Genomic DNA, 12,234 nt, shown 5'->3' with positions numbered 1-12,234 from the left:
TCCGAGTCCGGAAGGTTTCTTTTTATTTTGTAACTAATACCTTTTGATTTACAGGTGTTACTGGCTCTTCGCCGTTTAATACAGCTAAAATATTTCTGACAGCCATTTCAGCCATCGCATCACGAGTTTCAAATGTTGCATTCCCTACATGTGGAGCAAGTACTACATTCTTTAATTCTTTTAGCTCTTCTGTAATTTTCGGTTCAAATTCAAACACGTCAAGAGCTGCTCCTTCAATTTCATTTGTTTTTAATGCATGAGCAAGTGCTGCTTCATTCATAATTGGTCCACGTGAAGCATTTACAATATACGCTGTTTTCTTCATCATTTTAAACTGCTCTTCATCAATCATATGATGTAATTTTGGATTATAAGCACAGTTAATTGTAATAAAGTCTGCTGTTTGTAATAATTCTTCCAACGTCACATACGTTGCTCCCAGTTCACTTTCAGCTTCAAGCTTACGATTTGGCCCTGTATATAAAACATCCATTCCAAATGCTTTCGCACGTTTTGCAACAGCCTTCCCAATTTCTCCAAGACCTATAATTCCGATTGTCTTACCATGAACTTCTCGTCCTAAGAAAAATAACGGTGCCCATCCGTTAAATCCAGTCGTACGACATAACGTATCCCCTTCAGGAATTCTACGCGCCGCTGCTAAAAGAAGTGCAAATGTTAATTCTGCAGTCGCTTCCGTTGATACTTTCGGTGTATTCGTAACTGCAATTCCTTTTTCGCCCGCATACGTGTAATCAATATTGTCGTAACCAGCACCATAGTTTGCAACAATCTTTAAATGAGGCGCTGCATCAATAACTTCTTTTGGCACCTTTGTCGAAAGTAAACTTAACAATGCATCTTTATCTTTTACACGCTCTGTTAATTCATCTATAGAAATTAACTCCTCTTTATTGTACATTTCTACATTATGATCTTTTAATAGTTCTAATCCAATTTCCGGAATTTTTCCCGCTACTAATATTTTTGCCACTACTAACACCTCTTCTATAGAAAATAAGACATCTCTTATATTTCATTGTAAGAAATCCACATATAAAAACCAAGGAATTTGATTATAGTTTTGAAAATCGACACTTTTCCATGAAAAAAGAGGAGATGCAACTCTCCCCTTTTCTTACGCTTTTTCCTGCGATTCTTTTCCGAGCTTCACATCAATAGTTCCTTCTGCAACCGTATCGCTAATTTGCTCCTCAATAACCGATTGAGATGCAGCATTCGTTTCAGAAGTATAAGCTTGTTGCTGTGCACCTTGTACATTTTGTTTATTTTGTTGTTTCGCCATTTCTTACCCTCCTTTTCATTCTTTCTTATTTTGAACAAAAAGAACAGTTTTCATCAAAAAATTGCGTTTCATTTTGAATTTGTTACTTCTTCTTCAAGCGACCTCATTACTCTTGCTCGCTTCGTAAATGTTGCAACCTGAGTAACACCGTGAGCTCGTAATGTTTGTACATTTTCTTGTACATAATTCCCTAAATCATTTGGGTAATGGGCATCCGAAGAAATCGTAATTGGAACACCATACTTAGCTAATACTTGTAAATATAGTGGACTTGGGCACATTTCACGAACAGGATAACGATAGTATAATCCTGCATTTATTTCTGTTGCCGTATTCGTTTCTACTAATGCACAGGCAATTTCCTCATAATAAGAAAGCTGTTCATTCTCATCCAATCGATAATTAAATACCTTTATATTATCAAGATGAGCGATAATATCAAATAACTCGATACGAATCGCACTCTCAACTGTTTTAAAAAACATATCATATAATGCGCGTAGGTCATGCACCTCAAAATATTCTTTCGTATCTGGATTATCAAATCCCCAGCCATTTAGAAAATGAACGGAACCAATTACATAATCAAAGTCTCCTAGCGCTAATAATTCTTTTAACTCTCCTTCACAACCAATAAAATAATCCGCTTCAATTCCAAGTTTAAGTGTGACACCTCTTTTCCCCCATCGTTCTTTCGCCTCTTCAATTGCCTTTGTAAAATCATACAGTGAAACTACCCTTACTTGATCTAACCATTCCTTCTGTATACGACCGAGCTTAGAATCACTAATATCTACATATTTTTCATAATATCCTTTTGCTTCATGAAAACGATATAGATGATCAACAATTCCCACTTCTTTTATTCCTTTTCGCACAGCTTCTTCTAAATATAGATCTATCCATTCTGTTGTAAATGGCCCTTCCTTCACACGCTTTTGCAAACGCTCTTGTGTTTTCATAAGCCAATCAATAGAATGCCTTTCTTGAAGCGGTTCATAACATTCCAATGCTTCATTTATTTTAGCAAGCCATCCTATTGAATACGGTCCTTCTTCTAAGTGAAGATGATAATCTACTTTCATATACATTTCCCCTTATAATGTATCTATTTCCCTTCTATCCCCAACTTTCGAAAGCTTTCCATTTCGTTCTTTCACCTCTCGCATGACATCTTCCAATGCAATATTTTTTTCAGCTAATAAAACGAAACAGTGATAAAATACATCAACCATTTCTTTCACTACTTCTTCTTTATCATTATTTTTACATGCGATAATTACTTCAGCACACTCTTCACCAATCTTCTTTAAAATTTTATCTTCTCCTTTTGAAAATAAATAATTTGTATACGATTCAGGAAGTGGGCTTTCCTTTCGTTCTTCAATTGTTTTATACAGCAACTTAAAGGCATTTTCCATATGTATCCCCCTATATAATTTGATAGTGAAAACATGTCTTCTCTCCCGTATGACAAGCAGGTCCTACTTGTTTCACATTCACAACAATTGAATCTTGATCACAATCTAAATATAAAGATTGTACATATTGAACATTCCCTGATGTTTCCCCCTTATTCCATAACGACTGCCTAGAACGAGAATAAAACCATGTTCTTTTCGTCTCTAACGTTTTTTCATATGCTTCTTCATTCATATAAGCTAGCATTAAAACGTCTTTCGTACCTTCTTCGATGACAATTGCCGGTATTAATCCTTTTGAAAAATTAGGTTTCATAACCGCACCTCAATATTTGCATCTCTTAATTTTCGCTTTACACTATGCACTGTCGCCTCACCATAATGAAAGATGGATGCCGCTAACGCTGCATCAACTGTTGTCTTTTGAAAAACTTCTATAATATGATCCGTATGACCACAGCCCCCTGATGCGATGACTGGAATAGAAACACTTTTTGAAATTTCTTCTGTTAAACGAAGGTCATATCCGCTTTTCGTTCCATCTGCATCCATACTCGTTAACAAAATTTCACCTGCCCCAAGTTTAACAACACGCTTCGCCCATTCTATGGCATCCATTCCTGTGTCAACTCTTCCGCCGTTGACATATACGTTCCATTTACCTTCTGCTACTTTTCTAGCATCAATTGCCACGACAATACATTGTGATCCAAAGTGTTCTGCCCCTTCTTCTATTAACTTCGGGTTTCGCACTGCCGCTGAGTTTATTGAAACTTTGTCTGCCCCAGCTCTTAGTAAATTGTACATATCTTTCACACTTGATATCCCCCCGCCAACCGTAAGAGGAATAAATACTTTTGCTGCTGTTTTTTCTACAACATCTATAATCGTTTTTCTTCCTTCATGAGTCGCCGTAATATCTAAAAATACGATTTCATCTGCCCCTGCCTCGTTATATGCTTCAGCTATTTCAACCGGATCACCGACATCTTGTAATCCTATAAAATTTACACCCTTTACGACTCGCCCTTCTTTCACATCTAGACATGGAATAATTCGTTTCGCTAACATAACTTCGTTACCTGTAATACTTCTTCTAAATCAATCGTTTTCTCGTAAAGCGCCTTTCCAATTATGACACCATATATATTCATATCATTTAACTTTTTCACATCTTGAATAGATGCCACCCCTCCAGAGGCGATGAGACGAATGCCCACACTTTTTTGAAGTATCGCTAATTGTTCAAAATTTGGACCTGCAAGCGTCCCGTCTTTCGAAATGTCTGTAAACACAATCGTTTGAACACCTAAACTTTCCATTTGTTTCGCTAAACTAACGTAAGAAATTTCAGATAGATCAAGCCAACCTCTCGTTGCTACGAAACCATTTTTTGCATCAATTCCAACAATGATTTTCTCTTTATATAGACGAACTGCTTCCTCTAAAAATGACTTATCATAAAGAGCTGCTGTTCCTAAAATCACTTTTTCTACACCTGCTGACAATAACTTCTCCACCGTTACAAGTGAACGAATTCCTCCTCCCACTTGCACAGGAATACGTACCGCCTTGCAGATTTTTTCAATGACGGGCAAATTTAAAGACTCGCCAGCAATTGCACCGTCTAAATCAACAATGTGTAGTATTTCCGCTCCAAGCTTTTCAAATATGATCGCCTGCGCTACTGGATCTTCATTCATCACCGTTTCTTTACTAAACTCTCCTTGATAAAGTCTAACGCATCGTCCTTCTTTTAAATCGATAGCTGGGAAGATTTCCATGCTTCTACCACCCCTTGAAAATTTTTTAATATTTGCATGCCAATTTCGCCACTTTTTTCTGGATGAAACTGTGCACCAAATACATTTCCTTTCGCGACAAACCCTGGTACTTGCATTCCATAATCACTTACTCCGCATACAATTTCATCTGGACAATCCGCGTAATATGAGTGAACATAATACACGAAAGAACCATCCACTAATCCATTCCAAAGCGGAAATTCTCTTTCCTTCCTTAATTCATTCCATCCCATATGAGGAATTTTATACGAAACTTTTAACTTACGAATTTCCCCTGGTAGTAAACCTAACCCTCTACAATCTTTTAGTTCCTCACTTCGTTCAAATAAAAGTTGCATACCCAAACATATACCGAGGAGTGGTTTTCCTATGTCACAAACTTCTTTTAGTACACACACTAAATCTCTTTCTTCTAATACGTCCATCGCTTTCGGAAATGCACCTACTCCCGGTAAAATCACGCCATCGCTTCTCAATATCTCTTTTTTATCACTCGTTACAATGTACTCTGCGCCAATATATTTTAATGCTTGCTCTACACTGCGAATATTCCCCATTCCATAATCTATAATGGCAATCAATTACAACATTCCTTTCGTTGAATTTACACCAGTAATGTTGGCATTTTTTTCGACCGCTTCTCTAAGCGCTCTACCAAAAGCTTTAAATAATGCTTCAATTTTGTGATGTGTATTACTTCCGTACAGAACGCGCGCATGTAATGTAATATTGGCAGCATGTGCAACTGCTCTAAAAAATTCTTCCGTCAATTCTGTATCAAAATCCCCGAGCTTCGGATTTGTTAATTCCCCTTGAAATACACAATATGAGCGTCCACTTATATCAATTGCGACAAATCCTAAAGATTCATCCATCGGTACATACGCAGAACCGTAACGATTAATTCCCTCTTTGTTTTGCAATGCTTCTTTCAAGCAATTTCCGAGTACAATTCCAACATCTTCAACGGTGTGATGTGCATCGACAAATACATCACCTTCTGCTTCAACTTGCAATCCAAATCTTCCATGTCTAGCAAATAAAGTAAGCATATGATCGAAAAAACCAACCCTCGTTTGAATAGATACATTTGTACTTTCATCAAGCTGCAAACTTAATTTAATTTTTGTTTCTGTCGTCTCACGTACTTGACTGGACTGACGCATTATTGTTCCTCCTCAAACCTTATTTGGATTGCTCTCGCATGTGCATGTAACCCTTCTTTATTTGCAAGCTCTACAATATGATGCTGTACATTTTTTAATGCTTCCTCCGTATAAGAAATAAAACTTGATTTTTTCACGAAATCATCGACTGATAACGGAGAAAAAAATCTTGCCGTTCCGCTCGTTGGTAATACATGATTCGGTCCCGCTAAATAATCCCCGAGCGGTTCAGGTGAATATGGCCCAAGGAAAATAGAGCCTGCATGTTTCACATAATCTAGAGCATTCATTGGTTCTTTTATATGTAACTCTAAATGTTCTGGAGCAATTTCATTTGATAACTTTAGTGCCTCCTCTAAAGAAGGAACGATAAAGATGGCTCCATTTCTATTTATTGATTCACGTGCAATTTCACTTCTTGGTAACGTTTCCAACTGTCTTTCTACCTCTTTTTCTACTTCTTTAGCTAGTTCTATATTCGTTGTAATACAAATCGCCGTTGCTCTCTCATCATGCTCTGCTTGCGATAATAAATCCGCTGCGATATATTTTGCATTACCTGTTTCATCCGCGACAACTACAATTTCTGATGGACCAGCAATCATATCGATATTTACTATTCCGTATACTTCTCGTTTCGCTAGAGCGACGTACAAATTTCCCGGTCCAACTATTTTATCCACTTTCGGAATCGATTCCGTCCCGTATGCTAAAGCAGCAATTGCTTGTGCGCCACCTATCGTATAAATTTCATCTACTCCCGCAAGATCTGCAGCAGCTAATATATGCGGATCAATTCCTCCTTTCCTCGGCGGTGTTACCATTACAATCTTTTTCACACCTGCGAGTTTCGCCGGCAATACATTCATTAATACTGAAGAAGGATATGAGGCTGTCCCACCCGGTACATATACACCTACATTTTCTAACGGCCGAATGAGTTGCCCTCTAATTATCCCTTTACTTTCACAATCGAATATTGAGTGCTTCTTTTGCTTTTCGTGATACGAAACAACGTTTTTCTTCGCCTCTTTTAAAGCTTCTAAAAATGAATTCTCTACAAACATACTCGCTTGCTGTATTTCTTCTTCACTTACACGAAAATCTTTCATCTCTACACCATCAAACTTTTTTGTATAGAAAGATAAAGCCTCATCTTTCCCTTCCCTTACATGTCTAATGATTTCTCTTACACTTCTTTGAACAGTTTCTTCTATTATATTAGCGTTTTCTCTTAGCACTTTTATTTTAGATAATGCCTCCTTAAATTCTTCATAAATGATTTCCATTTTAAATCCTCCTATTTCCCTGATAAGATTTCTTGCTCCATCATATTTATAATGCTGAATATTTCGTCTTTTTTAGTTTTTAAGGCTGCCTTATTTACAATCATCCGAGCCGATATAAAGTACATTTCCTCAAATACAATGAGTCCATTCTCTTGTAATGTTTTTCCTGTTTCAACAATATCTACAATCGCATCTGCCAATCCAAGAAGAGGAGCGATTTCTACAGAACCTTCTATCTTAATAATTTCTACATCCTCTCCCTTATCATGATAATAAGTAGAAGTAATATGGGGGTATTTCGTAGCGATTCTTTTCTTCCGGTAACTCTTCGGATTATACGTAGGAATAGAAGCAACACAAAACTTACAAATCCCCACTCCTAAATCCAGCATTTCATAAATATCTTTCTCGTTTTCCATTAAAATATCTTTTCCAACGATGCCAATATCAGCTACCCCATGTTCTACATAAGTAGCAACATCAATCGCTTTTACTAAAATAAATGAAACATTTGTATTTTTACTTTGAAATACAAGCTTCCGACCTTTATTTTTGAGCTCGGAACAATCAATTCCAATCTGCTCAAAAAGTGGAATGACATGTTTTTCTAATCTTCCTTTCGTTAACGCAATTTGAATGTTACGCATGAAGCCTCTCCTTCTTTCTGGACTACCCATTTCTCATTCCATACATATTCCACTAAGTATTCATTCTTTGCCTCAACGACCGTTCCTATTTTATTTTTTCTTGCAAATTGAAAGGTATCGCTTAAATTAGAGAATAGAGATAACCAAGCATTTTTCCCATCCTTTCGAAGTAAATTTCGTAGCCTTTCTGCTTCCGCTAATCTATTTAACTCATAATGAATCACAATATCAATTTGATTTCGTTCATATGGTTCTTGCTGCTCTTGCAGCGCCTTCACAATTTGATTTACTTGTACCGCGAGTCCAACAGCTGGCAGCATTTCTCCAAAATTCCCAATTAGCTCATCGTACCTTCCGCCACTAACGATTTCTTCTCCAATTTCATATATATATCCTTTGAAAATAACACCCGTATAGTAATCTAAGTGTTGAATCATGCCCAAATCAATTGATATGTAAGAACCATATCCTAACATTTCAATTGTTTCATACATTTCTTTTACTCTTGCAATTGCCATTTTCATTTCATTACTTGAAGCAAGCTTTTCTGCTTCCTCAATAACTTCTAAATTTCCAAATAGCCTTGGCAATTTCTCAAGTAATCTTACTGTCTCATCGCATCGATCTAATTTCTTTTCTCCGATAAAATTTGAGAGGGCTGCATAATTTTTACTTTCTATATACGTTCTAAGTACCCTTTCTTCTTCATCCTGGATGGAGAGTTTTTTTACAATACATTTATATAACTGTACTTGCCCAATCTCAATTGTAAAAGATTGCACCTTCAACTTTTGAAGTGCTTGAATGACACTTATTACACATTCAATTTCAGCTCTTACATTATCAATCCCGATAACTTCAATACCACTTTGTACGATTTCATTATATTTTCCAGAATGGGATTCATTCGCTCGAAATACATTCCCGCTATACGTCACTTTAAGTGGCGTATCCCATCTCTGTGTTCCAATAACTCTCGCTAAAGGAATTGTCATATCTGGACGTAAAACGATAATCCTTCCCTTTTCATCAAAAAATTTATACATCTTCTCTTCATCTATCGGTCTATTTTGAAATGCAAAAACATCATAAAATTCAATTGTAGGTGTTCTTATTTCCTCATAACCTCTCTCTAAAAAAGTAAGCCTTAATTTTTGTTCTACTTCTTCAATTAACGTACATTCTTCGAATAAATAATCTCTCGTTCCATTCGGGTTTGCTCGTTTCCATTTTGTCATCTAAATTTTCACACCTTTCCCCTTCTAATGTATGCCTATTTCATTCCCCTAAGCCGAAAATAAAAAGAGCCTTGTAGACAAAATACCTACAAGGCTCTTCAGTAGAGTGTAGGTACAACGGGAATAACCCTTGTACCTACACGTTTTCACGCTAGGTTCAAGGGTTTCATGTATGATGATGTAGTTGTGTAAGCATTGTAATAGATTGCACGATATTCATAATACTTACTCCCTTTCTCCTCTGATTTTCACATAGTATATAACAGTTAATTTTGAATGTAAATACATTTTTAATATTCCGTCATTTTTTTTTAATGTAAAGCCACTTTTCTTTCATACTCTTTTATTTCTTGTTCATATTGCATTGTAATACTAATTTCATCTAAACCATTTAATAACTTCTCTTTCCACATTTTCTCGATCGTAAAATGGAATCTATGCGTATTCGTTGTCATTATTTCATTTTCTAAATCAACTGTAATTTGTTCCCTCGCATCTGTTTTAGCAAGTTGTTCACGCATATCTTTATCCATTACAATCGGTAACATGCCATTCTTCATACAATTCATATAAAAGATATCGGCAAATCCTCCAGCGATAATAACGCGGAAACCATAATCAGCAAGTGCCCATGGAGCATGTTCTCTTGACGAGCCACATCCAAAATTATCACCTGTGATTAATATGCTGGCTCCTTTTCTTTCTTGTGCATTAAGCGGGAAATTAGGGTTTTCTTGGCGATTATTATCATATCGCCACTCATCAAATAAAAACTTCCCAAACCCAGTTCTTTCAATTCTCTTTAAATATTGCTTTGGAATAATTTGATCTGTATCAATGTTATCATTCATCAGTACTGCGGCAGTACCTTTATGAATACGAAATGGCTCCATCATAACTCTCCTTTCTAATATCAACAAAATGACCATATAACGCAGCCGCTGCCGCCATTGCCGGGCTAACTAAATGCGTTCGTGCTCCCTTTCCTTGTCTTCCTTCAAAATTGCGATTGGACGTAGAGGCACAATGTTCTCCTTCAGGCACTTGATCTGGATTCATACCTAGACACATTGAGCATCCGGGCTCTCTCCATTCAAATCCAGCTTCTTCAAATATGCGATGTAATCCTTTATGCATCGCTGCTTCTCTTACCCTTTGAGATCCAGGTACAACAAGTGCTCGCACACCTTCTTTTACTTTTTTACCTTTCACGACAGATGCAGCAATTTCTAAGTCAGAAAGCCTGGAATTTGTACAAGATCCAATGAAAACATGTTGAACTGGAATGTCATACGTACTTTGTCCGGGACTCAATCCCATATAAGAAAACGCTCTTTCATCATTTGCATCATGCTTTTCTGGCAATTTCTCATCGATCCGAACACCCATACTAGGATTTGTTCCCCACGTAACGTACGGCGCTAAATCCGTAACATCTACTAGAATATGTAAATCATAAACTGCATCTAAATCTGTATAAAGTTCTGACCATTTTTTCTTAATAGATTCATAGTCTTTCGGTGCATATTTACGCCCTTTTACGTAAGCAAACGTTTTTTCATCTGGTGCAATAATGCCAGCCTTTGCTCCCCCTTCAATTGCCATATTGCAAAGCGTCATCCTCTCTTCCATATCCATAGCATGAATGGCCTCTCCGTAAAATTCCATTACGTAACCTGTTCCAACTGCTACTCCGTACTTTGAAAGAAGGTGTAAAATAATATCTTTCGCATAGACACCTTGCGGTAACTTTCCTTTTAACTCAATGCCCATCGCTTTCGGCTTTCGTTGCCATAACGTTTGCGTTGCCAATACATGTTCCACTTCACTCGTACCAATACCAAACGCTAGTGCGCCAAAAGCACCGTGTGTTGCTGTATGACTATCACCACAAACAATCGTTTTTCCTGGCTGTGTGAGTCCAAGTTCTGGTCCTATTACATGAACGATCCCTTGCTCTTCATCTCCGATATCCGCTAATGGCACCTGAAATTGTTTACAGTTTTGCCGAAGTGTATCTAGTTGCTGCTTCGCAATGCGGTCGGTAATATTCCAAACATCTTTCGTTGGAATATTATGATCCATCGTTGCAAATGTTAAATCTGGTCTGCGGACTGTTCGATTTGTAAGCCGCAAGCCTTCAAAGGCTTGCGGTGACGTTACTTCATGAACAAGATGTAGATCGATATATAATAAATCCAATCCATTTTCATTAGTCGCAACTACATGTCTTTCCCAAAGCTTATCTAGTAACCTTTTTCCCATTATCTCCCTCTCCCTACTAACGCTTGCTCTTCCATTTCTTGAATAACTGCCTTTGTAAATGAAGTTGTCGTTTCAGTTCCCCCGATATCTGCTGTACATTTCCCTGATTTAAGGACTGCAGAAACTGCTTCTTCAATTGCATATCCTTCTCTCGTTAATCCGAACGATTGCCCAAGCATCATTGCAACAGAACGCATCATCGCAATTGGATTCGCCTTATTTTTCCCCGCAATATCCGGTGCTGATCCGTGAATAGGCTCGTATAATGAAGGTCCCTTTTCAGCGTGACTTGCTGATGGAAGCATTCCTAATGATCCAGCTAATACTGAAGCCTCATCACTTAAAATATCACCAAATAAATTTTCCGTTACAATAACGTCAAATCTTCCTGGATTCCGAATTAATTCCATAGCTGCTGCATCTACTAAAATGTGTTCTACTTCCACATTTGGGTAGCGAAGTGCTACTTCTTCTGTCACGGTTCTCCATAATTTACTAGACTCTAAAACATTCGCTTTATCAATAGATGTTACTTTTTTCTTCCGCTTATTTGCTAATTGAAAAGCATACGAAACGATACGTTCAATTTCATGGCGATGATACGTAAGTGTATCTGTCGCCACTTCTTCCGTTCGCTCTTTCGGATAAGAAAAATAAATTCCGCCTGTTAATTCACGAACGACAACGAAATCAATTTCATCAGCGTTTTTTAATGGTGATAAATGTGCAGTTGCACTTTCTACCGTTACAGGGCGAACATTCGCAAATACACCGAGTCCTTTTCTTAATGCTAATAATCCTTTCTCAGGCCTTTCTTTCGCACTATCCCACCTTGGTCCACCTACTGCTCCAAGTAAAACCGCATCACTCGCTAAACAGGCGGCAAGTGTTCGCTGTGGTAATGGTTGCCCAGTTAAATCGATAGCAACACCACCAAAGTACTCATCTTGCAAATGAAAATGATGTCCATATAGCCTTTCTACCATATGCAATACTTCCTTCGCACTCTCCATTACTTCTGGACCGACACCATCACCAGCTAAACAAACGATACGTTTTTCCATTTTTAACACTCCTTTTAACTGAATTTTCAGAAC

15 protein-coding genes are annotated in these 12,234 nt (G+C 37.4%); all 15 read right to left on the bottom strand.

What is annotated here, in order from left to right; genetic code table 11:
* Window positions 1-22: 22 nt before the first annotated feature.
* Window positions 23-994 (bottom strand): NAD(P)-dependent oxidoreductase, encoded by a 972-nt coding sequence (locus tag V7S45_RS06960; protein WP_001062858.1) that lies wholly within the window; start codon window positions 992-994, stop codon window positions 23-25.
* A 144-nt stretch (window positions 995-1,138) separates the two neighbouring features.
* On the bottom strand, window positions 1,139-1,306 hold the full coding sequence (locus V7S45_RS06955; RefSeq protein ID WP_001118878.1) for a YozQ family protein: 168 nt from the start codon (window positions 1,304-1,306) through the stop codon (window positions 1,139-1,141).
* Window positions 1,307-1,374: 68 nt separating this feature from the next.
* Window positions 1,375-2,391: a histidinol phosphate phosphatase domain-containing protein gene (locus tag V7S45_RS06950; protein ID WP_088344763.1), complete on the bottom strand. Its 1,017-nt coding sequence runs from the start codon at window positions 2,389-2,391 to the stop codon at window positions 1,375-1,377.
* Window positions 2,392-2,403: 12 nt separating this feature from the next.
* Complete coding sequence (hisE, locus tag V7S45_RS06945; protein WP_025688971.1) at window positions 2,404-2,727, bottom strand: phosphoribosyl-ATP diphosphatase; 324 nt, start codon at window positions 2,725-2,727, stop codon at window positions 2,404-2,406.
* Between the two features lie 10 nt (window positions 2,728-2,737).
* Complete coding sequence (gene hisI / locus V7S45_RS06940) at window positions 2,738-3,043, bottom strand: phosphoribosyl-AMP cyclohydrolase (protein ID WP_000803955.1); 306 nt, start codon at window positions 3,041-3,043, stop codon at window positions 2,738-2,740.
* On the bottom strand, window positions 3,040-3,798 hold the full coding sequence (gene hisF / locus V7S45_RS06935) for an imidazoleglycerol phosphate synthase cyclase subunit (RefSeq protein ID WP_025688968.1): 759 nt from the start codon (window positions 3,796-3,798) through the stop codon (window positions 3,040-3,042). Before hisF ends, hisI begins: the two co-directional genes overlap by 4 nt.
* Window positions 3,792-4,511 carry a 1-(5-phosphoribosyl)-5-[(5-phosphoribosylamino)methylideneamino]imidazole-4-carboxamide isomerase gene (gene hisA, locus V7S45_RS06930; protein ID WP_000402298.1) on the bottom strand — a complete coding sequence of 240 codons (720 nt, stop codon included), beginning with the start codon at window positions 4,509-4,511 and terminating at the stop codon, window positions 3,792-3,794. Before hisA ends, hisF begins: the two co-directional genes overlap by 7 nt.
* The gene (hisH, locus tag V7S45_RS06925; RefSeq protein ID WP_000560359.1) at window positions 4,484-5,113 is read right to left on the bottom strand and encodes an imidazole glycerol phosphate synthase subunit HisH; all 630 of its coding nucleotides are present in this window, start codon (window positions 5,111-5,113) and stop codon (window positions 4,484-4,486) included. The genes hisA and hisH overlap by 28 nt, the downstream gene beginning before the upstream one ends.
* A complete protein-coding gene (hisB, locus tag V7S45_RS06920; protein ID WP_001249960.1) occupies window positions 5,114-5,698 on the bottom strand; it encodes an imidazoleglycerol-phosphate dehydratase HisB in 585 nt (194 codons plus the stop codon).
* Complete coding sequence (gene hisD / locus V7S45_RS06915; RefSeq protein WP_025688964.1) at window positions 5,698-6,987, bottom strand: histidinol dehydrogenase; 1,290 nt, start codon at window positions 6,985-6,987, stop codon at window positions 5,698-5,700. Before hisD ends, hisB begins: the two co-directional genes overlap by 1 nt.
* A gap of 11 nt (window positions 6,988-6,998) precedes the next feature.
* The gene (gene hisG, locus V7S45_RS06910; protein WP_025688963.1) at window positions 6,999-7,634 is read right to left on the bottom strand and encodes an ATP phosphoribosyltransferase; all 636 of its coding nucleotides are present in this window, start codon (window positions 7,632-7,634) and stop codon (window positions 6,999-7,001) included.
* Window positions 7,610-8,872, bottom strand: a complete 1,263-nt coding sequence (locus V7S45_RS06905) for an ATP phosphoribosyltransferase regulatory subunit (protein WP_000170296.1) — start codon at window positions 8,870-8,872, stop codon at window positions 7,610-7,612. The genes hisG and V7S45_RS06905 overlap by 25 nt, the downstream gene beginning before the upstream one ends.
* 311 nt (window positions 8,873-9,183) lie before the next feature.
* Window positions 9,184-9,765 (bottom strand): 3-isopropylmalate dehydratase small subunit, encoded by a 582-nt coding sequence (gene leuD, locus V7S45_RS06900; RefSeq protein ID WP_000433189.1) that lies wholly within the window; start codon window positions 9,763-9,765, stop codon window positions 9,184-9,186.
* Window positions 9,743-11,137 (bottom strand): 3-isopropylmalate dehydratase large subunit, encoded by a 1,395-nt coding sequence (leuC, locus tag V7S45_RS06895; RefSeq protein ID WP_000518111.1) that lies wholly within the window; start codon window positions 11,135-11,137, stop codon window positions 9,743-9,745. The genes leuD and leuC overlap by 23 nt, the downstream gene beginning before the upstream one ends.
* Entirely contained in the window at window positions 11,137-12,201 is a 1,065-nt protein-coding gene (gene leuB / locus V7S45_RS06890; protein ID WP_000415384.1) for a 3-isopropylmalate dehydrogenase, read from the bottom strand. Before leuB ends, leuC begins: the two co-directional genes overlap by 1 nt.
* Window positions 12,202-12,234 lie beyond the last annotated feature (33 nt).

Source organism: Bacillus sp. BR3(2024) (genome assembly GCF_039134555.1).
GTDB lineage: Bacteria > Bacillota > Bacilli > Bacillales > Bacillaceae_G > Bacillus_A > Bacillus_A cereus.
This window is presented reverse-complemented; position numbering and strand designations above follow the sequence as displayed.